The 22,647-nt window shown below is 58.8% G+C and carries 21 protein-coding genes, 4 tRNA genes and 1 pseudogene; 5 read left to right on the top strand and 21 right to left on the bottom strand.

Annotated features, from left to right (window positions below; translation table 11 throughout):
* Positions 1-77: 77 nt before the first annotated feature.
* The 10 genes from rplL to JJQ51_RS25975 form a co-directional block, all read right to left on the bottom strand.
* On the bottom strand, positions 78-461 hold the full coding sequence (gene rplL, locus JJQ51_RS25930; RefSeq protein ID WP_069614844.1) for a 50S ribosomal protein L7/L12: 384 nt from the start codon (positions 459-461) through the stop codon (positions 78-80).
* Between the two features lie 58 nt (positions 462-519).
* The gene (gene rplJ, locus JJQ51_RS25935; RefSeq protein WP_047637052.1) at positions 520-1,038 is read right to left on the bottom strand and encodes a 50S ribosomal protein L10; all 519 of its coding nucleotides are present in this window, start codon (positions 1,036-1,038) and stop codon (positions 520-522) included.
* A gap of 329 nt (positions 1,039-1,367) precedes the next feature.
* Positions 1,368-2,066, bottom strand: a complete 699-nt coding sequence (gene rplA / locus JJQ51_RS25940) for a 50S ribosomal protein L1 (protein WP_069614843.1) — start codon at positions 2,064-2,066, stop codon at positions 1,368-1,370.
* 4 nt (positions 2,067-2,070) lie between these two features.
* Entirely contained in the window at positions 2,071-2,502 is a 432-nt protein-coding gene (gene rplK / locus JJQ51_RS25945; RefSeq protein WP_069614842.1) for a 50S ribosomal protein L11, read from the bottom strand.
* Positions 2,503-2,715: 213 nt separating this feature from the next.
* Entirely contained in the window at positions 2,716-3,246 is a 531-nt protein-coding gene (gene nusG / locus JJQ51_RS25950; RefSeq protein ID WP_004123460.1) for a transcription termination/antitermination protein NusG, read from the bottom strand.
* 18 nt (positions 3,247-3,264) lie between these two features.
* Complete coding sequence (secE, locus tag JJQ51_RS25955; protein ID WP_069614841.1) at positions 3,265-3,465, bottom strand: preprotein translocase subunit SecE; 201 nt, start codon at positions 3,463-3,465, stop codon at positions 3,265-3,267.
* A gap of 195 nt (positions 3,466-3,660) precedes the next feature.
* Positions 3,661-3,736 (bottom strand) — tRNA-Trp (locus tag JJQ51_RS25960).
* A 211-nt stretch (positions 3,737-3,947) separates the two neighbouring features.
* Positions 3,948-4,826, bottom strand: a complete 879-nt coding sequence (locus JJQ51_RS25965; RefSeq protein WP_173002540.1) for a 3-deoxy-manno-octulosonate cytidylyltransferase — start codon at positions 4,824-4,826, stop codon at positions 3,948-3,950.
* Between the two features lie 5 nt (positions 4,827-4,831).
* Positions 4,832-5,518, bottom strand: a complete 687-nt coding sequence (locus JJQ51_RS25970; RefSeq protein ID WP_069614840.1) for a glycosyltransferase — start codon at positions 5,516-5,518, stop codon at positions 4,832-4,834.
* Between the two features lie 329 nt (positions 5,519-5,847).
* Entirely contained in the window at positions 5,848-6,741 is an 894-nt protein-coding gene (locus tag JJQ51_RS25975) for an NAD-dependent epimerase/dehydratase family protein (protein WP_113333947.1), read from the bottom strand.
* A gap of 155 nt (positions 6,742-6,896) precedes the next feature.
* Here JJQ51_RS25975 and JJQ51_RS25980 point away from each other — a divergent pair, with 155 nt between their 5' ends.
* Positions 6,897-7,445: a GrpB family protein gene (locus tag JJQ51_RS25980; RefSeq protein WP_113333946.1), complete on the top strand. Its 549-nt coding sequence runs from the start codon at positions 6,897-6,899 to the stop codon at positions 7,443-7,445.
* Here JJQ51_RS25980 and JJQ51_RS25985 read toward each other — a convergent pair.
* The 5 genes from JJQ51_RS25985 to JJQ51_RS26005 form a co-directional block, all read right to left on the bottom strand.
* Complete coding sequence (locus tag JJQ51_RS25985) at positions 7,442-7,951, bottom strand: AAA family ATPase (RefSeq protein ID WP_113353740.1); 510 nt, start codon at positions 7,949-7,951, stop codon at positions 7,442-7,444. The genes JJQ51_RS25980 and JJQ51_RS25985 overlap by 4 nt on opposite strands.
* 72 nt (positions 7,952-8,023) lie before the next feature.
* Positions 8,024-9,199 (bottom strand): elongation factor Tu, encoded by a 1,176-nt coding sequence (tuf, locus tag JJQ51_RS25990; RefSeq protein WP_095434658.1) that lies wholly within the window; start codon positions 9,197-9,199, stop codon positions 8,024-8,026.
* Positions 9,200-9,599: 400 nt separating this feature from the next.
* The gene (locus JJQ51_RS25995; protein ID WP_145631329.1) at positions 9,600-10,028 is read right to left on the bottom strand and encodes a DUF3597 domain-containing protein; all 429 of its coding nucleotides are present in this window, start codon (positions 10,026-10,028) and stop codon (positions 9,600-9,602) included.
* 202 nt (positions 10,029-10,230) lie between these two features.
* Positions 10,231-10,304 (bottom strand) — tRNA-Gly (locus JJQ51_RS26000).
* 25 nt (positions 10,305-10,329) lie between these two features.
* A tRNA-Tyr gene (locus JJQ51_RS26005) sits at positions 10,330-10,414 on the bottom strand.
* Between the two features lie 198 nt (positions 10,415-10,612).
* Between JJQ51_RS26005 and rlmB the strand changes: the two genes are divergently transcribed.
* Entirely contained in the window at positions 10,613-11,521 is a 909-nt protein-coding gene (gene rlmB, locus JJQ51_RS26010; protein ID WP_113351537.1) for a 23S rRNA (guanosine(2251)-2'-O)-methyltransferase RlmB, read from the top strand.
* A 39-nt stretch (positions 11,522-11,560) separates the two neighbouring features.
* Positions 11,561-12,250: an AprI/Inh family metalloprotease inhibitor gene (locus tag JJQ51_RS26015; RefSeq protein WP_113351538.1), complete on the top strand. Its 690-nt coding sequence runs from the start codon at positions 11,561-11,563 to the stop codon at positions 12,248-12,250.
* A 58-nt stretch (positions 12,251-12,308) separates the two neighbouring features.
* On the opposite strand, the gene JJQ51_RS26020 is transcribed toward JJQ51_RS26015, so the two are convergent.
* From JJQ51_RS26020 to JJQ51_RS26030, 3 genes are all read right to left on the bottom strand, one after another.
* Entirely contained in the window at positions 12,309-12,602 is a 294-nt protein-coding gene (locus JJQ51_RS26020; RefSeq protein ID WP_113351539.1) for a hypothetical protein, read from the bottom strand.
* A 146-nt stretch (positions 12,603-12,748) separates the two neighbouring features.
* Complete coding sequence (locus JJQ51_RS26025) at positions 12,749-13,018, bottom strand: hypothetical protein (protein WP_069614918.1); 270 nt, start codon at positions 13,016-13,018, stop codon at positions 12,749-12,751.
* 133 nt (positions 13,019-13,151) lie between these two features.
* Positions 13,152-13,227, bottom strand: a tRNA-Thr gene (locus JJQ51_RS26030).
* A 158-nt stretch (positions 13,228-13,385) separates the two neighbouring features.
* Here JJQ51_RS26030 and JJQ51_RS26035 point away from each other — a divergent pair.
* Complete coding sequence (locus tag JJQ51_RS26035; RefSeq protein WP_113351540.1) at positions 13,386-14,159, top strand: NAD kinase; 774 nt, start codon at positions 13,386-13,388, stop codon at positions 14,157-14,159.
* A 106-nt stretch (positions 14,160-14,265) separates the two neighbouring features.
* Here JJQ51_RS26035 and prfB read toward each other — a convergent pair.
* From prfB to JJQ51_RS26050, 3 genes are all read right to left on the bottom strand, one after another.
* Positions 14,266-15,397, bottom strand: a protein-coding gene (prfB, locus tag JJQ51_RS26040; RefSeq protein ID WP_269245487.1) for a peptide chain release factor 2 whose coding sequence is annotated in 2 segments (ribosomal slippage) — positions 14,266-15,327 and positions 15,329-15,397 — 1,131 coding nt in all. Because the reading frame shifts where the segments join, the coding sequence is not laid out codon by codon here.
* A 126-nt stretch (positions 15,398-15,523) separates the two neighbouring features.
* On the bottom strand, positions 15,524-17,986 hold the full coding sequence (locus tag JJQ51_RS26045; RefSeq protein WP_113328935.1) for a penicillin-binding protein 1A: 2,463 nt from the start codon (positions 17,984-17,986) through the stop codon (positions 15,524-15,526).
* A gap of 257 nt (positions 17,987-18,243) precedes the next feature.
* Positions 18,244-19,494 (bottom strand): N-acetylmuramoyl-L-alanine amidase, encoded by a 1,251-nt coding sequence (locus JJQ51_RS26050; protein ID WP_371864930.1) that lies wholly within the window; start codon positions 19,492-19,494, stop codon positions 18,244-18,246.
* Between the two features lie 640 nt (positions 19,495-20,134).
* Here JJQ51_RS26050 and JJQ51_RS26055 point away from each other — a divergent pair.
* A pseudogene (locus JJQ51_RS26055) lies at positions 20,135-22,370 on the top strand (Rne/Rng family ribonuclease); the annotation flags it as partial.
* Between the last annotated feature and the right edge of the window lie 277 nt (positions 22,371-22,647).

Raw genomic sequence — 22,647 nt, forward strand, 5'->3', positions numbered from 1 at the left:
GCGGCTTTTGGGTAATTCGTTCAGAAAAACGGCAAATGGGAGGTAGCAAAAAGCCACCTCCCAAAGCAGTTTCAAGCTTACTTAACGTCGACCTTAGCGCCGGCGTCTTCGAGCTTCTTCTTGATGTCAGCGGCTTCAGCCTTGGAAACGCCTTCCTTGACAGCCTTCGGAGCGGCTTCAACGAGGTCCTTGGCTTCCTTGAGGCCGAGGCCGGTGATGCCGCGGACTTCCTTGATGACGTTGATCTTGTTCGCGCCGGCATCAGCGAGGATGACGTCGAACTCGGTCTTTTCTTCTTCAGCAGCTGCAGCAGCGCCGCCAGCACCACCAGCAACGGCAGCAACAGCTACCGGAGCAGCGGCGGAAACGCCCCACTTTTCTTCGAGAAGCTTCGACAGTTCTGCGGCTTCGAGAACGGTCAGCGAGGAGAGGTCTTCAACGATCTTTGCGAGATCAGCCATTTTAGTAGTTCCTTTTGTTCGGTTCGAACTGGTTGGTTATGAACAGCGAAAAACCGCCTTACGCGGCTTCGTCCTTCTTGGCGTAGGCCGAGAACACGCGAGCAAGCTGGCTTGCCGGCGCTGCAACAACACCTGCGATGCGGGTAGCCGGAGTCTGGATCATGCCCAGCAGCTTCGCGCGCAGCTCGTCCAGCGAAGGCAGGGTCGCGAGCGACTTGACACCTTCGGCGTTGAGCGTTGTTGTTCCCATGGCGCCGCCCAGAACAACGATCTTATCGTTGGTCTTGGCGAAATCCACGACGACCTTCGGAGCGGTAATCGGGTCATTGCTGTATGCGATCAGCGTCTGACCGGTGAAGAGATTGGAAATCCCTTCCGCATCCGTGCCCTGAAGAGCAATTTTGGCCAGGCGGTTCTTCGCGACTTTGACGGTGCCGCCAGCAGCGCGCATCTTGGAACGAAAATCGTTCATCTGAGCGACTGTAGCACCAGCATAGTGGGCCACGACAACCGAGCCCGAAGCCTTGAAGACTTCGTTCAGTTCCGTGACGAATTCGCGTTTTTCCGCTCTTTCCACTGCTTTTCTCCAGTTGACAGGACCGGGTTAGCGGGCCTGCCGGGTTGCCTTTTGCCTCCTGGGATCAATGAGATCCCAAGCGACGCTTGAGGATCCTGTCCCCTCGCGCTCGAGCCTGACGGCTCCAAGGCACAAGGCATCCAAGGCTCGAACCGAGTTCATCGAAGCGAAGCTTCTTCAAAATTCGGGTCTTACCCGTCTCATGCAGGCTTGAGTGATTAAGGGATAACCACCTGCAATCTCGGACAGGAATTCCGGATTTCTCCGGAAATCCCGGCCCCGAAAGGCCGGGAATTCTTAAATGCCGGGCACAAAGCCCGGCATAATCATTAGGCGCTCGGCGCCGTAACCGTCGACGGCTCGATCTTGACGCCCGGCCCCATGGTCGAGGAGATCGCTACGCGCTTGACGTAGTTGCCCTTGGCGCCAGCCGGCTTAGCCTTGATGACGGCGTCGGCGAAAGCGCGGATGTTTTCTTCCAGAGCCTTGGCGTCGAAGGAAGCCTTGCCGATACCGGCATGGACGATACCAGCCTTCTCGACGCGGAACTCGACAGCGCCGCCCTTGGAAGCTTCAACAGCACCCTTGACGTCCATCGTAACCGTACCGACCTTCGGGTTCGGCATCATGCCGCGCGGGCCGAGAACCTTACCGAGACGGCCGACGAGCGGCATCATGTCCGGGGTGGCGATGCAGCGATCGAAATCGATCTTGCCGCCCTGAACGATTTCGACCAGGTCTTCCGCACCGACGACGTCAGCGCCGGCAGCCTTGGCTTCGTCAGCCTTGGCGCCACGAGCGAAGACGGCAACGCGAACCGTACGGCCGGTGCCGTTCGGCAGGTTGACGACGCCGCGAACCATCTGGTCGGCGTGACGCGGATCAACACCAAGGTTCATCGAGATTTCGACGGTTTCGTCGAACTTGGCGACGGCACGTTCCTTGACCATGTTGATGGCCAGATCCAGAGCATAGAGCTTGGTCGGATCAACGCCTTCACGAATCTTCTGAATACGCTTTGCTACCATGGTCTTAACCTACCACTTCCAGGCCCATGGCGCGGGCAGAGCCCTCGATCATGGCCATTGCGCCTTCGATATCGGCGGCGTTCAGATCCTTCATCTTGGCTTCGGCGATCGCCTTGACCTGAGCCTTGGTCAGGGTGCCAGCCTTGGCACCCTTGCCAGGGGTCTTCGAGCCGGACTGGATCTTCGCTTCCTTCTTCAGGAAGTAGCTGACCGGCGGCTGCTTCATGACGAAGGTGAAGGACTTGTCCTGGTAGTAGGTGATGACGACCGGGATCGGCATACCCTTTTCCATTTCCTGCGTGGCGGCATTGAACGCCTTGCAGAATTCCATGATGTTAATGCCACGCTGACCAAGCGCAGGACCGATCGGCGGCGACGGATTCGCCGAGCCGGCCTTGACCTGCAGCTTGAGCTGGCCTGCAACTTTCTTAGCCATTTCTCTCTGCCTTTCTACATGACCGGTTGCCCGGCCTACTATGCCGGATCGCTCCGGCGGCTGCGGTTGCGTGGTGCGGATCGCCAGGCCCGGCTAAGACCCTACCCTTCCACGCGGATTGCGGCTTGGCCGCGAGACATAAGCAAGCATTTGCTTATATCCAAACTCGAACAAAAGGCCAGCCGCCAGGCCAACCTTTCGTAGAAATCACAATCAGACCTTCTCGACCTGGCTGTATTCCAGCTCGACCGGCGTAGCGCGGCCGAAAATCGACACTTCCACCTTCAGGCGCGAACGCTCTTCGTCCACATCCTGAACCGTGCCGTTGAACGATGCGAACGGACCGTCGGATACGCGGACCTGCTCGCCAATCTCGAAGGATACAGAAGCCTTCGGCCGCTCGACGCCTTCCTGGACCTGACCGAGAATGCGCTCGGCTTCATAATCCGGAATCGGAACGGGCTTATTGTCGGAGCCGAGGAAGCCAGTGACCTTCGGCGTATTCTTGATCAGGTGGTAAGCCTCATCCGTCAGGTTGGCGCGCACGAGCACGTAACCCGGGAAGAACTTGCGCTCGCTGTCGACCTTGCGGCCGCGACGAACCTCAACAACCTTTTCGGTCGGCACAAGGATCTTCTCGAACAGATGCTCGAGACCCTTCTGCCTGGCCTTCTCCTCGATGGATTCAGCCACTTTCTTTTCGAAATTAGAATAAGCGTGGACGATGTACCAACGTGCCGCCATGTTCATCTCCACCCGATATCAGTTGCCGGTATTCAGCACGTAGCTGAGAATCCAGCCAATGAGCTGGTCGGCAGCAAAGAAAAACAGCGAGGCGAAAACGACCATGACGAGCACCATCACCGTCGAGATCATCGTCTCGCGACGCGAGGGCCAAGTGATTTTCGACGTCTCGGAGCGCACCTGCCGCAGAAACGCTAGTGGATTCGTTTTGGATGCCATTGACTGCCCACGCAATTACGGCGCGTAAAGCTGAACATATCAGCCCCACGCACCGCGTGTCTGTTAAACCCTACATAAACACCGATTCCCGATTTAACAAGAGGCAATACGGTGTTTTCTAAAATTTGCCGACAAACCGGCATGACCCTCAACCCAAGAAGCTGCGAAACGACGCGCCAGTCAAATCAAGGAAAATGGCAGGGGCAGCAGGGCTCGAACCTACGACCTGCGGTTTTGGAGACCGCCGCTCTACCAACTGAGCTATACCCCTTCTTCCTTCGAATATTCGCTCCAGGCGGTGGACCGCCCGAGCAGTTCGAAGACATGGCGCTCCCTTTAAGGCGGGACGAAACGATTGGCAAGAGCGTTTTTTGCTTTTTCCCAATCGAACCCGCGACTTCACATAGGACATGCCCAATCGGACAGATCTGCCGGACGTGCAAAGCCGCGGCAAATGCTGCAGAAAGGATGCCCCCTCGCCCTCATTGCTCTCCGGGAGAACCTTTCGGCTTGCGCTTGAGAAATTTCGGCCTGAGGCGACGCATAAAATTATCCGCAGAGCGAATCACATTGGTCAGGGAGATCAGCTTGTCTATTTCGGCGTCGGTATTTCCGAGCCGCTCAGACAAAACCTCGGCGGCGGCCAAGGCAATCTCGTCCGGAGGCACCTCCGTGAAGCGCTGAGCAAGGCTGATATAGGGGTTCAGTGCAACCCCACCATGGATGGTGATCTTTCCCAGCCGGGCAAACAAGCGCAGGAAGGTCTGCTCGAAACTCCAATCGTGGGCGGAAACCACCCTCCACTTCTGACTGCGCCGGGCCGAGAAGCCGGCAAGTACGATCTTGCCGGGCAATTTCAGATCGCTGAGCCACAGAGCCATGGCAAAGCCGCTCGTCGGCGTCTTGCCCTCCGTATAGAAATCGGAGCAGAAGCCGACGAGATCGAGATGGCCAGTCGGCGCCCCCTGAAAATCGGCGGCGGGATTGAGCTTCTCTTCCGCACCGAGGCGGATATTCATGATGCCGAGGAAATATTCCTTCGGAAAGAACTTGACCACCTCGCCCACTTCGCCGCGATAGACGATGTTGGCGCCACGCGGCTGGCCACGAGAGATCAGCAGTGAATGCCCATGGAACGGGCGATCCAGAACCTTGTAGACCTTGTTGAAGAAGACGAAGAGCGCAGTCTCAGGAAACTGCGCCTGCAGGCTTGAGATATCGACCGCATCGCTATTGGCGACCAGGACGATATGGGAAAACCCCATCAATATGGTCCGCCATTCGTCGGTGCTGCTCAAACCAGCCGCGGAACCCGCGGCCGGTATGCCGACCTCAATATTTCCGGTCGTCTTATGATCCAAATCGCTCACTTCTGCTGGACGTGCAGCATGCGGTCGCGCATGGCGAACCATTCTTCGGCGTAGTCGTCGTTGCGGTATTCGTCGAAATACGGGCCGCCATCGGTGAAGTGCACGAGCTTGGCATCTTCGCGATAGTCGTATTCATTGACGAGATAGTTCCAGACGACCGGCACCTCACCGATCTGATCGTCGTTCTCCAGCCACTTGAACTGATGAAGCTGAAGGCCCGTCGCCGTATTGACGAAATCCTTCGTCAACGCCGTGCACTTGGCGTTGTTGAACAGGATCATGCTGGACCAGTTCTTCTTTTCATACTTCGTCTGCGTCTGGCCGAGGAACTTGGTTTCGATCTTTGGCTGGTAGTCGTGCTTGACGCACATGGCGGCATAACGATCGTCACGCAGCGCCCAAAGCTCGGCGATATCGGCGCGGGCGAGCATGTCGCAGTCCATGAAGATGCTCCAGCCCTGGTAATCGCTGAGGTAAGGCACGAGAAAGCGCGAGAAGGAAAATTCTGTCGACTGCAGCGGATTGCGCTCGCGGGTGAAGATGCCCTCGAGATTGTTGAGCACGATCGGCGAGAAGACCACCGGAATAGACGAGCGCTCGATGATGCTCTGGGTCAGGACGTGATAGGCCACGACCTCCTTGGAATCGAACCCGACGAAAATACGTGCAACATTATCCTTCATGATACCTCCGAAACGGCTAAGCGCCTGCAGGCCAGCCGGCTATTATCTTTCGTCGCGACGCAAATCGCACGCTGCTCACCCTCAAGGCCCATCAGCCGGAGGGCGCTGGTTCGAAACAGGCGCGCGGATATACCGAACCATGCGCTGCAATCTCTAGGAGATGCTTCGCGAACGCAACCCTACTTAAATAAACGGCTGTATTTGTCGAGTGTTTGGGGAAGCATTTTTGGTTTTGTTGCGTAACAAATGGAGAGGCACCCTCCCCTAGATCGATGCCTTTGCCGGGCGCCAACACAAAACGCCCGGCCGATCGCATGGGCTGCGCGCCCTCAGACCTTCACATATTTGCGCCAGTCGTGCTCTTCCTTGAAGCCCAGAACCTCGCGGATCTTGCGGTTGGACAGGAGGCCCTCATATTCGCCGATCTCGCGCGTGAAGGGAACGTTGGGATAGTGCTTTGCGGCGAGCTCGCGCGATGGCGTATTGGCCGAAACCGTGTCGTTGGCGGCGTTGAACACCTGGAAACCGAGGCCGTTCTTCTCGATGCAGAGATGGACGATCTGGCCGAGGTCACGGGCGTCGATATAGCTCCAGGCAATGCGCTTGCGGATTTCGCTATTGGCGAAAAACTCGGGGAAGCGCTCATATTCGTGCGGCTCGATGACGTTGCCGATGCGCAGCGCGTAGATGTCGATGCCGAAACGCTCGGCGAAAGCCCGAGCCGTCTTCTCGTTTACGACCTTGGACAGACCATAGGAATCCATCGGATTGACATCATAATCCTCCTCCAGCGGGAACTGATGGAAGTCGCGATGGCCTTCGGCGAAACAGACGCCATAGGTCGTCTCGCTGGAGGCGATAATGATCTTCTTCACGCCGAGCTTCGCGGCCGCCTCGATGACATTGTAGGTGCTCATCGTATTGATGCGGAAGGTCTCGTTGTCCGGCTTGATCAGGATGCGCGGAATGGCGGCGAAATGCACGACGGCATCGAAAGGCTGCACACCCTTGCCCTGATCGAGATCGGGAAAATCACGATGCATCGTCAGGACATTATAGACCTGTCCCGCATCGGTGACATCGGCCTGCAAGTTGGTGACGCCGGGGCTGTTCAGCGGCACGAGATCGACATTGTGGACCTCATAGCCGGCATTGACCAGCCAAGGAACCGCGTGACGTCCAGCCTTGCCGCTGCCGCCCGTGAACAAAATACGTTTCTTCATGAAATCTCCTCCAGATAAAATCGAGCGATAAATAGGCCCTTGCCTCCGTTTCGCAAGACACGGCTTGGTGAGCTGACGCTTTCCTCGCAAAATAAACGGGACGACTCGGTAAAGCATATGCCGCGTGGCGAAAACGACGAAAGGAGATGAGTGGGATGCGGCCGATCACGCTTGTCGAATATGATCCGCAATGGCCCTTTCTCTTCGAAGACAAAAGCAGGGCAATTGGCCTGCTGCTTGGCCATCCCGCCACGTTCCATCATATCGGCAGTACTGCCATCGCCGGACTATGCGCCAAACCGAAACTCGATATCGATGCGGTCCTTTTCTCGGAAGAGGACAGACTCGACGCGACGGAGCGTTTGAAAGAAGACGGATATCGCTTTCATGGCGATCTTCTCAGAGCCGGCCGATGGGCTTTCACTAGGGATGAGATGCCTTACGGCACGCGACTTTATCTTTGTCTGCCTGATAACGAGGCCCATCGGGAGCGCCTTCTGTTTCGCGATTATTTGCGCACCCATCCCGAACGTGCGGCCGATTATGCGACTTTGAAACGGCGTCTGGCTGACGAGGCCAATGACGACTGGGACCACTACACCGGCGGCAAAAGCGATTTCGTTGCCGATATCGTGCGCCGCGCGAAGGCCGAATTTCGGATCAACGAAAAATATCGCCGGCGGGTGACAATATCCTCCGACTAATCGAGCAGGTGCCTCAGCACATTATCCACACTCTGCCTGAGCGAAAGATGGCTCGTATCGAGAATCTCAAGACCGGATGCTTGGGCCTCGCGGCGCAGATAAGCGGCCCAATTCATCATGTTCGCATCGGCAAGTTCCGGCTGGCCTCTCTCAGCGGACAAGCGATGTGTCCTCGTTGCATCATCGCAATCGATCAATATGAGGCGATAGTCATCGGCCCTGGCAGCCGCTGCAGCTTCGATAACGAAGGATGGGCGCATCTGCCCCTCGAAAAGAACGCCCCTGCCCTTCTGCGCTTGCGGCACAAGCCGTTCCAGCCATTCGATGGTCTTGTCGCGCTGCCAGGCCTCGGGCGAACCATGATCCCTGACCATAGCATCAAGCGACGGTACGCCGATGCTGTCGAAATGATAGACGGCTAACCTTCGCGCGTGGTCCCTGGCTATTGCCTGCGCGATAGCAGTCTTTCCCGAACCGGAGGCGCCGGTCAGAATGATCAGGCTCATGCACCATCTCCCAATGCAAAAAGGCCCCGCTGTTTCCAGCGGGGCCTTCTTAATAAAGGAATAATCCTGGGATTACTCGACGATGGAGGCGACGATGCCTGCGCCGACGGTACGGCCGCCTTCGCGGATCGCGAAGCGAAGCTTTTCTTCCATCGCGATCGGAACGATCAGCTCGACGTCAACCGTGACGTTGTCGCCCGGCATAACCATTTCCGTGCCTTCCGGAAGCGTCACGATGCCGGTCACGTCAGTCGTACGGAAGTAGAACTGCGGACGGTAGTTCGTGAAGAACGGCGTATGACGGCCGCCTTCTTCCTTCGTCAGGATGTAGGCTTCGGCCTTGAACTTCTTGTGCGGCTTGACAGAACCCGGCTTGCACAGGATCTGACCACGCTCGACGCCGTCACGGTTCACACCACGGATCAGCGCACCGATGTTGTCGCCGGCCTGACCCTGGTCGAGCAGCTTGCGGAACATTTCAACGCCGGTAACCGTCGTCTTCGACGTCGGACGAATGCCAACGATCTCGACTTCTTCGCCAACCTTGATCACGCCACGCTCGACGCGGCCCGTCACAACCGTACCACGGCCCGAGATCGAGAACACGTCTTCGATCGGCATCAGGAATGGCTGGTCGATCGGACGCTCAGGCGTCGGGATGTAGGCGTCAACCTGAGCCATCAGCTCGCGGATCGCGTCTTCGCCGATCTTCTTGTCCGAATCTTCAAGAGCAGCAAGCGCCGAACCCTTGACAACCGGGATGTCGTCGCCCGGGAAGTCGTAGGACGACAGAAGTTCGCGAACTTCGAGCTCGACGAGCTCAAGAAGTTCGGCGTCGTCAACCTGGTCGACCTTGTTCAGGAACACGACGATCGCCGGAACGCCAACCTGGCGGGCGAGCAGGATGTGCTCGCGCGTCTGCGGCATCGGGCCGTCAGCAGCAGAGCAAACCAGGATCGCGCCGTCCATCTGGGCGGCACCCGTGATCATGTTCTTCACGTAGTCGGCGTGGCCGGGGCAGTCAACGTGCGCATAGTGACGGTTCGGCGTCTCGTATTCAACGTGGGCCGTCGAGATCGTGATGCCACGAGCCTTCTCTTCCGGAGCCGCGTCGATTTGGTCATACGCCTTGAACTCGCCGAAGTACTTCGTGATCGCTGCCGTCAACGACGTCTTGCCGTGGTCAACGTGACCGATCGTCCCGATGTTAACGTGCGGCTTATTGCGCTCAAACTTACTCTTTGCCATTTGAATGCTTCCTGTGAACGTAATGAGTGACCCCGGCGAACCGGTTTAGTGCCGCCGTTTAAGGCTTTCGTTGCGTTTGCGCAAGACTTAATTGCAGGCCCTATTCCCGGCAAAGTCCGGCCGATGGCGGATGATCCGCAGCGCTCGGCATTCCTTCGCCGCGCAAGGTTCGCCGGCCGATCCGGAAAGATGTAAAAGCATTTGCCGGTTCAAGCGCTTAGATAGGAACGCTGGGGAGGAATTCCAGATGTTCCGCCTTAGAGCCTCGGAGATCTGGCCACTGCACAGCAAAACGCGCCCTCGCCCATCGGCGGGAGCGCGCAACTATCGGACGCAATCATGGTTGATTTGGCATGCTATCCGGCGGCGAGCGCATTGCCAACCGCCGGACTAAAGACAATCAATCGAGAAGATCGGCCGGTACCTTGCCGCCATTGTCCGCGAGCTTCTTCAGAAGAGCCTTGTGGAGGAACATGTTCATCTTGGCGGAATCACCCGTATCGCCGGTATAGCCAAGCTCCTGCGCCAATTCCTTGCGCTCGGAAAGGCTCGCATCCATGCCGAGTGCCTTCATCAGGTCGACGATGGAATGTTTCCAGTCCAGCTTCTGTCCGCTCTTCTTGACGGCGGCATCGAGGATCGAGGCGATATCCACTGGAGCGGCCGGAGCACTGGTCGCCGGCGACGTTGCTGCCGTCGTCGCTGAAGGAGCCGGCGTCGGCGCAGGCGCCGGATTGTCAGTTGCAGTTGTCGTCGTCGGTGCAGGAGCAGCCTCTGCAGCCTCCGCCTCACCCCAGATTGCACCCTTGATCTTGTCGAAGATACCCATTTTCGCTCTCCCGTTTCGGTTGCCCGAGCAATATGTATCGCTCGCGCGAATATAAGCAACCCTTCATGTCAAATATGCAAAGACTGCACCAGAGCGAGTATGGAAATGAAAGGCGCGTTTGCACGAGGGGTAACCGGGAGGCAAACAACAGGCTCGCTCAACCTCGAGGGGAGACAATCAGCAAGCAACGATTTGAAAATCTTGGAGCGGGTAGCGGGAATCGAACCCGCGTATTCAGCTTGGAAGGCTGCTGCTCTACCATTGAGCTATACCCGCGGGATGGCCAAGATCCGGCTCGGAATGGTGGAGGGAGTTGGATTTGAACCAACGTAGGCTGAGCCAACGGATTTACAGTCCGTCCCCTTTAACCACTCGGGCATCCCTCCAGTTTTCCGACTGGATCTTGCGACCAAGCTTGCTAGACGTTGGCGTCGCCGCCGTCATCTGCGCCGCGTATATGACCGGACGATTTCCGTCTGTCAACACAAGGAATTGCCAAAAATGACGAAAAAATTTCAGCCTGTGGGAAAAGCCCGGCACTGAAAGAGGCTAGGCGCTCAGGAAGGCGCTGGTTATAAAGCCGCATGAGCAAAGACAAATCATCCGGCCGTCAGGGCCAAGACAGCACCGCCGGCGATCGCTCGGCCAAGGACACTCATTATGCAACGCTGCGCCGCGCGCATCGCGATGCTAAGCGCGAGCGTGGCGAGATACCGACGCCGACGCCGCAGAAGCGCAAGAAGGCCGGCGCTGACGATTGGAAGCCGCCGGCGCTCGCGCCCGACCAGGTCTTTCTCTATGGCCTGCATACGGTTCGCGCGGCGCTGACCAACCCACAGCGCAAGAACGTCAAGCTGTCGGCCACCCAGAATGCGCTGGTACGGCTGGAAGTCGGCCCGGCCGATCAACTCGGCATCCCAGTCGAGATCGTCTCGCCGCAGGATATCGACAAGGTGCTTGGCCCCGAGGCGATCCATCAGGGCGTCATGCTGGAAACGCGCCCCCTGCCCGTGCGCCGGCTCGAGGCGTTGAAGGATAGCCCGTTGCTCCTCGTCCTCGATCAGGTGACGGACCCGCACAATGTCGGCGCGATCATGCGTTCAGCCGTCGCTTTCGATGCGGGTGCGGTGATCACCACGCAGCGCCACAGCCCGACCGAATCAGGTGTAATGGCAAAATCGGCCTCGGGCGCGCTGGAACTCATACCTTATATACAGATCACCAATCTCGCCGATGCGCTCGAAGAACTGCATCGTCTCGGCTTCACGACCATCGGGCTCGATTCGGAAGGTCCGGCTCCGTTGGAAGGCACCTTTAGCGGCGACAAGATCGCCCTCGTGCTCGGCTCCGAGGGCAAGGGCCTGCGCCAGAAAACGCGGGAAACGGTGAATGCGCTCGCTCGGCTCGATATGCCAGGCGCCATCAAGTCGCTGAATGTCTCGAATGCAGCCGCGATCGCGCTATATGCGACGCGGTCCTATCTCAAATCATAGTGGCGCCTTTGGCGGCCGCAGCACGTTGGGAGAATTGCTTTGATCCGTCTTTTTGGTCCTGCGGCGATTGCCGCCGCCCTTGCCTTGACAATGATCCAGCCGGCACGCGCCGCCGATGACGAAATGATCCAGGCGCAAGCCGGCGTCTGGCTGGTTGCGCCGGAAAACGGCGCCAAGGGCTGCCGCCTTACCTTCGGCACGAATACCGTGTCTGGCGGCTACGAGGTTACGGGGGCGGACGCCTGCGCGACGCCACTTCCCACGCTCGCCGCAGCCAAGATCTGGAATTTCACCGATGACGGGTCGCTGGCGATCGCGGATGGTGGAGGCAGGTCCCTCATGCGCTTCCAGCAGGAGGAAGGCTCGCCATGGGAAAGCGAAGGCGGCGATCGGATGTGGCTGCTGCCGGCGCTCGGCGATGTCGATCACGTGCCGACCACCGAAAGCCTTGCCGGCGCCTGGCGCATCCAGACGCCGGACGGCAAGCCCGTCTGCGATATCACGCTCACCACCGAAAAGGATCAGGACGGCACGGCCAAGATGTCATCGAACGGCAACTGCGCCGGCGAAGTCGGCGACCTCAAGCTTTCCCTTTGGGCGACAGAAGGGTTCGGACTTGTCATGCTGGGCAGCGATGGCTCCTCGCTCTCTTTTGATATGAAGCCCGACGGCAGTTTTCAGAAGTCCGAGGAAGAGGAAGGCGAGCCGCTGCTGCTGGTCCGCAAATAAGCCGGCTGAAGCATATCTAAGCACGCTCACCGCGAGCGCCAAATCAAGCGCGTAATGCTCATCGTACGATCATCGGCGCCGGGTGCCAGACCGATTGGCGCCAAAGCACCCTCTCGGTAACGGGGCAGCCATCCTGCAGCTTCGCCCAGGAGGTGACATTGAGGTTCATCTCGCATTGCGCGAGGTAGCTCCGCCCTCCGACGGTCATACAGGCGACCTCGCCGACTGCATGCTGCTTTCCATCCGCATTTTTACAGTAGCAGTTTTCACCAGCCAACGCTGATGCGCCTGTGAACGCCGTGATCATGACAAGCGGCAATCCCAAGACGACATGCCGCGATATCTCGCGCATAAACGTATCCTCCCCACCACAGATGGATGAAGTGTATGCCGATTTCCGACGTTGTAAATGCGTCTACAATCCCGAGCAGGCAGGCGAATGGATGCATGAAGAATCGGGGGACGATTTGATGCGCTCGCCAGGACCTATCGGTAGGTTCAGTGAACCATAGGGTCCGCTTCGTCGAAGAACGACCGGATACCGTCGCGCGCAATCGTCGCCAGGAACTCGTCGAATGCCTCGCGGTCGGTCGCGAAGGGCTCTTCCCATTCGATCAGGTCTTCCTCCGGCGTGATGACCTCCATCCGCCAGTCGGCATTGGTGCCGGCCGGGCGAAAGATATCGACCAGGACAGTCACGCCATCGTCGGTGAATTCACCCGAAAGCTCGGAGTGTTCGAGTTTAGGCTTCTTGGGCTTGCTCGGCATATGGTTCCAGGCACACGAATATGGGATGGATGACTGTGACGAGCGTTCGGAGCCCGTTAGCAAAGAGATATTATGTCGTTGCCGCCGGTTTTCCATACCGGAGATGAAACGATCGACGATATTCAGGAAAAAATGGTGCCCCCGGCAGGGTTCGAACCCGCGACCCCCTGATTACAAATCAGGTGCTCTACCAACTGAGCTACAAGGGCGTATGGGCATGCCAAATAACAGACTTTGAAATCCTGTAAAGGGAAAATCGGCCGATCCACGTTAAAGCTGGGGATCGACCGATTCACCAGTTCGAGCGAAACGTCTTGTCGCGGCAGGGGAATAACATTACGAAGAATCGCTATTCAGAGGACATTGCATGCCGCGCAATCTTCAATCCGTTTGTTTTCTCGCCTCCACCGCGCCAGAGGCCCAAGCGGCGCAGGAGGAGCTTATTCGCCTCTACGGCCAGGCACCGCAGGAAAATGCGGATATTGTCGTGGCTCTCGGCGGCGATGGCTTCATGCTGCAGACGCTGCATAAGACGATGAACACCGGCAAACGCGTCTATGGCATGAATCGCGGCTCCATCGGCTTCCTGATGAACGACTACCGCACGGATGGCTTGGCCGAGCGCATCGAAGCAGCTGTCGAAAACGCATTTCACCCCCTGCAGATGACGACGCGCAATGCAGATGGCAGCTCCTGTGTCGCGCTCGCCATCAATGAAGTCTCACTGTTTCGTCAGTCCTATCAGACGGCAAAGCTAAAGGTGGAGATCGATGGGCGGGTCCGCCTGCCGGAACTGATCTGCGACGGGCTGATGGTGACGACGCCGGCTGGCTCCACCGCTTACAATCTTTCCGCGCACGGCCCCATCTTGCCGCTGGAAGCGCCGCTGCTTGCCATGACGCCCGTCAGCGCTTTCCGTCCCCGCCGCTGGCGCGGCGCGCTGCTTCCGAACAAGGTGACGGTCGACATCACCGTGCTCGAAGCGGAGAAGCGTCCGGTCAACGCCGCCGCTGACAATACCGAAGTCAAGTCGGTCCTCGGCATTCAGATCCGCCAGAGCGAAGATACGACGGCCCGCATTCTGTCCGATCCGGACAGGTCTTGGTCCGATAGGATCCTGGCGGAACAATTCTCGGACTGAGCGAGACATCTGCGCCAAGCCCAGGAGGGCAGAGGCAGCCAGGCAGGATGTACCATGAAAAAAGCCCCGGAGACGGGGCTTTTTTCATGCGTGAACGAATGCGACCTTATTCGACGTCGTCGATGACGGCATCGGCAGCACCGCTGATGCGATGCGCAAGGGCTGCTTCCATGAACTCGTTGAGATCACCGTCCAGAACGTCGCTCGGCGCCGTGCTGGAAACGCCGGTGCGCAGATCCTTCACCAACTGGTAAGGCTGCAGGACATAGGAGCGGATCTGGTGACCCCAGCCAATGTCCGTCTTGGAGGCGGCTTCGGCATTGGCGGCCTCTTCCCGCTTCATTAATTCGGCCTCGTACATACGGGCGCGCAGCATGTCCCACGCCTTGGCGCGGTTCTTGTGCTGCGAACGCTCCTGCTGGCACTGCACGACGATCCCCGTCGGGATATGCGTGATGCGGACGGCCGAATCGGTCGTGTTGACGTGCTGGCCGCCGGCGCCTGACGAGCGATAGGTATCGATACGGCAATCGCTTTCGTTGATCTCGATCTGGATCGAATCGTCGACGACCGGGTAGACCCAGATCGACGAGAATGAGGTGTGACGACGCGCATTGCTGTCGTAGGGCGAAATGCGCACGAGACGATGCACGCCCGATTCGGTCTTCAGCCAGCCATAGGCATTGTGGCCCTTGACGAGCAGAGTTGCGGACTTGATGCCGGCTTCTTCGCCGTCATGGACTTCCAGCAGCTCCACCTTAAAGCGCTGGCGCTCGGCCCAGCGGGTGTACATGCGCAGAAGCATGTTCGCCCAGTCCTGGCTCTCGGTGCCGCCGGCGCCGGAGTGGACTTCGAGGTAGGTATCGTTGCCGTCGGCCTCGCCCGAAAGCATGGCTTCCACCTGCCGGCGTGCGGCCTCCGCCTTCAAGCCCTTGAGCGCTTCTTCAGCCTCGCGAACGACATCAGCGTCACCTTCTTGTTCGCCAAGCTCGATCAGCTCGACATTGTCGGCAAGCTGCTGTTCCAGCGCGCGCACGCCGCTGATGCCATCGTCAAGCTGCTGGCGCTCGCGCATCAGCTTCTGCGCCTCGGCAGCATCGTTCCAGAGGGTCGGATCCTCTGACTTATTATTCAACCAGTCCAGTCGTCTTATCGCCTGGTCCCAGTCAAAGATGCCTCCTCAGCAGGGTGATAGCCTGCTTGGTTTCATCAACTACTTTCTCGATTTCGGCTCGCATAATCCCACTTCTTCAGTTCACCGCTCAAGACAAGCGGTCATCCAATTCAAAGAGTGCTGGTGACATAGATATACATGCCGCTGGTGTAAAGCCCCGCGGCATGTCGATCAGACAAATAGGATCGGATCAGAAGAGACCGCCGGATCCGGAGGTGACCGCCTGGTTCGCCTGCGGCGAGGTCCTGAGGATTTCCTCGGGCGCCACCTGAGCCGCCGCATCGCCGCCGCCAATGACCTGCAGGCTGGTGGCTGGGCCGGTGCCGGGCTTGAAGGCTTCCATGATGGCATTCGGCTCGCCGGGCTGCGCGGCCATGCCGGTCGCGCGGTTGACCGCAACCATCGTCATGCCGGCCGGAACCTGGAACTTCTCCGGCGCCTCATCCTTCGTGGCGGCCTGCATGAATTCGTTGAAGATCGGAGCGGCAAGCGCCCCACCCGTGCCGCCGCGGCCGAGCGTGGCCGGCGTGTCGTAGCCGATATAAAGGCCGGCGACGAGGCTCGGCGTGTAGCCGACGAACCAGGCATCCTTCTCATCGTTGGTGGTGCCGGTCTTGCCGGCGACGTCAGTGTTGAGCTTGATCTTGCCGGCCGCCGTACCACGGATGATGACGCCTTGCATCATCGACGTGACCTGATAGGCCGTCATCGGATCGAGCACCTGTTCGCGATTGTCGGCGATGACCGGCTCGTCCTGATTCTGCCAGGCGCTGACGTTGCAATTGTCGCAGACGCGTTCCTCATGCCTGAAGATGGTCTTGCCGTAGCGGTCCTGAATACGGTCGATGAGCGTCGGCTTGATCTGCTTTCCGCCGTTGGCGATGACCGAATAGGCCGAAACCATGCGCAGCACCGTCGTTTCGCCGGCGCCGAGCGACATGGCCAGTACCGGGTTCATATGATCGTAGATGCCGAAGCGCTCGGCATATTCGGCAACCAGCGGCATGCCCATGTCGGAAGCGAGACGCACCGTCATCAGGTTGCGCGAATGTTCGATCGCGAAACGAAGCGTATGGACGCCACCGCCCTCGCCTTCGTAATTCGTCGGCTTCCAGACATCGCCATTGCTGAGCGTGATCTGCAGCGGATCGTCCAGAATGACGGAGGCCGGCGTATAGCCGTTGTCCATGGCGGCCGCGTAGACGAAGGGCTTGAAGGACGAACCCGGCTGGCGCTTAGCCTGCGTGGCGCGATTGAATTCCGATTGCGCATAGGAGAAGCCGCCGACCATGGCGAGCACGCGGCCGGTATGCGGGTCCATGGCAACAAGACCGCCCTGCACCTTCGGCGGCTGACGCAGGCGATAGCTGCTCGAATCGGCATTGCCGCTCTTCTGCACGTAAATTACGTCGCCGGGGCTCAAAACGCCGCTTGGCGATTTGACCGATTTGCCGCCGGCCGAGCGATAGGCCCAGCGCATGTCGGCGGGAGCGATCGTACCGCGCGTCCGCTCCGTCGATACCTTGCCTGCGGCATCGACGCGCGGCTGCAGCCCGATATCGACACCCTGATCCGATACGGAAAGAACGACGGCGACCTGCCATTCCGGCACATCGCTCAGGCTTGGAACCTTGGCGAGCTCCGCACCCCAATCCTGCGAAGTGGCAATCTGCTTGATTGGGCCGCGATAGCCGCGGCGCTCGTCATAATCGACCAGACCATCCTGCAGCGCCTTGCGGGCTTCGAGCTGCATCTGCGGGTCGAGGGACGTGCGAACGGAAAGGCCACCTTCGTATAGGGTCTTTTCGCCATATTGGTCGATCAGCTGGCGGCGAACTTCCTCGGCAAAATAGTCGGATGCAAACAGCGAAGGGCCGCTCTTTGGTGGCACGACGCCGAGCGGCTGCTTCTTCGCTTCTTCGCCGTCGCTCTGGCTGACATAGCCATTCTCGACCATGCGGTCGATCACCCAGTTGCGGCGGGTGAGCGCTGCTTCGGCACGGCGGAACGGATTGTAGTTTGACGGGCCTTTCGGAAGCGAGGCCAGATAGGCCGATTCAGCGATGGTCAGCTCGTTGACCGATTTGTCGAAATAGGTGAGCGCGGCACCAGCGATACCGTAGGAATTGAGGCCGAAATAGATCTCGTTCAGGTAGAGCTCGAGGATCTTGTCCTTGCTGTAGGCCTGCTCGATGCGGAAGGAGAGAATCGCTTCCTTGATCTTACGGTCAAACGTCTGGTCGGCGGACAGCAGGAAGTTCTTGGCAACCTGCTGCGTGATGGTGGACGCACCGACGAAGCGGCGGCCGGACCCAATATTCTGCAGATTCACGGCCACGGCGCGGATAAGGCCGCCGACATCGACGCCGGGATGGTTGTAGAAATTCTTGTCTTCGGCCGAAAGGAAGGCCGCCTTGACGCGATCGGGAATGGCCTGGATCGGCACGAAAAGCCGGTTCTCGCGCGAATATTCCTTCATCAGCGCGCCGTTGCCGGCGTGAATGCGGGTCGTTACCGGCGGCGCGTATTTGGCAAGCACCTCATAATCGGGCAGTTCCTTCGAGACCACGCTCAGATAGATGGCCGCCGCAGCCGCAGCACCCAGAAACAGGAGGCAGCCCAGGCCAAAGAAATATCCAATCAGTCTGATCATCTGATACTACCGGTGCTTGTTCTTCATGCTGCACGTGCGCGAGATCATCGCATAATCACGGGCGTTTTGCACGCTCGCGGCGTGAATGCAAGACGGCAATGGGACAAAGCCGTGCTTCATACGCGAGCAAATGATACTTCGCTGTAACGGCGGGAATGTGAGCAAAATAGGGCCCGACGCCAGCATTCCAATTTCATCCAGTTCTAAAGTACATCGCTGTTACATGGAAGCCACGGCAGATCGCCCCTTCGGAGCCGTCAGCCGCCATTTGCGATAATCGATACGCGATACTGCTTCACCGCTTCCGTCAGCCGGTCGGCGACCTTCTGCCGCCAGTCGGCATCGAGCAACAGCTTTTCGTCCTCCTTGTTGGAGAGAAAGCCGAGTTCAAGCAGGATCGAGGGCACGTCCGGCGCCGTCAGAACCTGGAAGCCGGCATGGCGATGCGGATTGTTGATCATGGCGATCTGACCGTTGAACGAGGACAATACGTCCTGCGCCAGTGAAATGGAGAAGGCCTGTGTCTCGCGGCGCGTCAGATCCATCAGAATGTCGTTGACGGCGGCCGGCTGCGTCTGAGCCTCGGCGCCGGCGATCTGATCGGAATTGTTTTCACGATCGGCTACTTCGCTGGCGAGCCGATCGGACGCCTTGTCCGAGATGGTATAGACGGTCGCGCCGCGAATATCCTTCTGCTTCAGCGTATCGGCATGCAGCGAGATGAAGAGCGAGGCGCGATTCTGGCGGGCGATCGTCACGCGTTCGGACAGGGATAGATACTGATCCTTGTCGCGCGTCAGGAAGGCCTTGATCCCAGGCTGCGCGTTCAGCTTGTCGGCAAACATCTTCGCAAATGCGAGCGTGATATCCTTTTCCTGCGTGACGCCATCCGTACCGGTTGCGCCTGCGTCGATACCACCATGACCGGCATCGACGGCAACGAGGAACACATTCGGATCGGCCCTCTGCGCCGGCTCGACCGGACCGACATCCTTGGCGGTATCGTCGCTCGTCCAGTTCTGCTTCTTCACCAGTTCTGCGAATTGTTCCGCCGGCAGCATCTCGGCATCCAGCACGAGGCGCTGCCCCTTGCCGCTTTCATCAGCCTGAACCTTGGCCGTGACCAGCTTTACTGGTTTCTTTGCCGTCAGCACGATGCGGGCGCTGTCCGCATCCATCGTGCCGTAGCGAATATCCTTGAAGAGGCCGGTCGGCTTGAGATTGGCGGTCGGAAAGCCGAATGCGGTCGCCGGAAGATCGACGACGATGCGGACGGGATTGTCAAGATAATGAACCGTGAAGGTGGGAGCGCGGTCCATGTCGATGACGATACGTGTGCGGGCATCATCACCGGCAATGCGGGCACCATAGGCGAGCACGGAATCATCCGCCGCCGCGGCGGGCGCAAATGTCGAAACCGAACCCAGAATCACCAGAGCGAAGGCCGCTGTCGCAAATCGCAAAGCCCTCACGCCACTCTCCGCCACATGCCGCAATCCCTTTACCAAGTGACCAACGCGCCCCATATTGGTTTCGACGTTGTTTTTGAAGTCCCAATAACGGGAACCAGGTTTGACCTGATGGCCGCATCGATGATGCGCCGGGAGACGAATCGACCAGACACCCTCCCGCGTCCTCATCATCCGACGAATCCATCAATATTATGGCATACTTGGCTTTTCCCTTGCTATTGTGACAGATAAAACATACAACGCATATTAGGGTAGAAGTGTTGACGGGATAGAGTCGTCGCAAAGGCAGCCGCCTCGAGTACCAGGCGCCAATAAGCGGCATTCATCCGCCGTCTGCAGTACTTTTGCTCGAAACAGTGGATATCTGAATTTCCGGCTTCAAACGGGAAATTCATCGGTGGAGAGCCACCAAACGCTCTTTAGAGAGCACATTCATCGGACCCTTTTGGGTCTAAGGCATAGTCGATCTCGCTTGGTTACGGATGTTACCGCAGCAGCTTTTTCAGAAAGTGAACAGACCCCAGGGAAATGATGCCCCGGCTGCCGTCTGGATGCTGTCATCGCCGAACCAATCGCGACTTTCATTATCCGGTGCAACAATTGCGGATCATATCCGGCCTGTCCCAGCGACAGGCAGGCCCCCATCCGGTTGTCTGCGCCGAGGAGCACAGCTTTCATGGCAGACAAAATGCTTATCGATGCGTCTCACGAGGAAGAGACGCGCGTCGTTGTCGTTCGCGGGAACCGCATAGAAGAGTTTGACTTCGAGTCACAGCACAAGAAGCAAATTCGCGGCAACATCTATCTTGCAAAAGTAACGCGGGTAGAACCTTCGCTTCAGGCCGCCTTCGTTGACTACGGCGGCAACCGGCACGGCTTTCTGGCCTTTGCCGAAATCCATCCCGATTACTACCAGATCCCGCTCGCCGATCGTCAGGCGCTGCTGAAGGCCGAGGCCGAGGAGCATCGCCGCGACGATGATGTCGAGCATGTCGAGACAGCGCTCGATCTTTCGCAGCAGGAACAGCCCGATATCGGCATCGTGGCGAAGGAAGGCGAAGAAGCCGAGGTGCCGGCTGCGATCGGCGAAGAGGCCCCTGCCGCAGAGGCAGCCGCGGCCGCCGAAGAAGCAGCTCCGGCCAAGAAGGCAAAGCCGCGCCGCAGCCGCAAGAAGGCAGTAGCGGACGCGCCCGCCGAAGAGACGCCAGCTCCCGAAGCAACGGCTGCCGTCGATGCGCCGAGCGAGGAAGAGGAAGGACCGTCCGGCGAAATGGCTGCAATGGTCGAAACCGATTCTATCTCAGAAGACGTCACGACCTCCAAGCGCCGCCACGATGACGACGATGATGATGACGATCATGACCACGAAGAGGAAGTGATCGAATCCGTCGGCGCCGAAGACGCGATGGAAGAAGTTCCCGATCGCGCCCAGCGCAAGCCGCGCAAGCAATACCGCATCCAGGAAGTCATCAAGCGCCGCCAGATCCTGCTGGTGCAGGTGGCCAAGGAAGAGCGCGGCAACAAGGGTGCGGCGCTGACCACCTATCTCTCGCTCGCAGGCCGTTATTCGGTTCTTATGCCGAACACGGCACGCGGCGGCGGTATCTCCCGCAAGATCACCAATCCGCAGGACCGCAAGCGCCTGAAGGAAATCGCCAAGATGCTCGAAGTGCCGCAGGGCATGGGCGTCATCCTGCGTACTGCCGGTGCCAACCGCACCAAGGTCGAGGTCAAGCGCGATTTCGAATATCTGATGCGCCTTTGGGAAAACGTCCGCACGCTGACGCTGGCTTCGACTGCGCCGTGCCTCGTCTACGAAGAAGGCAGCCTGATCAAGCGCTCGATCCGCGACCTCTACAACAAGGATATCGGCGAGATCATCGTTGCCGGCGAAGAAGGCTATCGTGAAGCGAAAGACTTCATGAAGATGCTGATGCCGAGCCACGCCAAGGTGGTTCAGCCCTATCGCGACATCCATCCGATCTTCTCGCGCTCCGGCATCGAGGCACAACTGGACCGCATGCTGCAGCCGCAGGTGACATTGCGTTCTGGCGGCTATCTGATCATGAACCAGACGGAGGCGCTGGTCTCGATCGACGTCAACTCCGGCCGTTCGACCAGGGAACATTCGATCGAGGACACCGCGCTCCAGACGAACCTTGAAGCCGCCGAGGAAATCGCGCGCCAGCTGCGCCTGCGCGACCTTGCCGGCCTGATCGTCATCGACTTCATCGACATGGAAGAGAAGCGCAACAACCGCGCGGTCGAGAAGAAGCTGAAGGAATGCCTGAAGAACGATCGCGCCCGCATTCAGGTCGGCCGCATCTCGCATTTCGGTCTTCTGGAAATGTCGCGCCAGCGCATCCGGGCCTCGGTTCTGGAAAGCACGACGCAGATCTGCTCGCATTGCGGCGGCACCGGTCACGTGCGCTCGCAGTCTTCCGTTGCCCTGCATGTCCTGCGCGGCATCGAGGAATATCTGCTCAAGAACACGACGCACGACATCACCGTGCGCACGACGCCGGACATTGCGCTCTATCTGCTCAACCACAAGCGGCAGACGATCATCGACTATGAAAGCCGCTTCGGCGTCGCGATCGTCATCGATGCCGACAATGCCGTCGGCACACAGCATTTCGCGATCGACCGCGGTGAGCCGGTCGCCAATCCGGTGAAGATCGAAAGCCTGTTCAACTTCGCAGCCATCCCGGACGACGATGACGACGATATCGTCATCGAAACGGACGAGGAGGAAGACGAAGAGCTGGAAGAAAAAGCTGCGAGCACCGAGCAGCAGCCATCGGCTCGCTCCGAAGGCAATGACGGCAACCGCAAGCGCAAGCGTCGCCGCCGGCGCCGCGGCCGTGGCAACGATACCCAAGCCGCTCAGGCTTCCGAGGCAGGCTCAGCGGCCAGTGTCGCTGAGGATGCGGACGGCGAAGAAGGTGACGACGACGAAGCTGATGTTGGTGCGGAAAACACCGCATCCACCGGCAGTGACGATGACACACAGCAGAAGCGCAAGCGCCGTCGTCGCGGCAAGCGTGGTGGCCGACGCAATCGTGAAAACGAAGGCAACGAACAGGCTGCAGCAGGCGAGGAAGTCGGTTCCGGCGAAGTTGATGAGAACGATGCAGAAGAGGGTGGCGACGCAACCGTAACGGTGGCCGAGATCGCGGTTGCCGAAGG

This window comes from Rhizobium sp. AG207R (genome assembly GCF_027109195.1).
Taxonomy (GTDB): domain Bacteria; phylum Pseudomonadota; class Alphaproteobacteria; order Rhizobiales; family Rhizobiaceae; genus Rhizobium; species Rhizobium dioscoreae.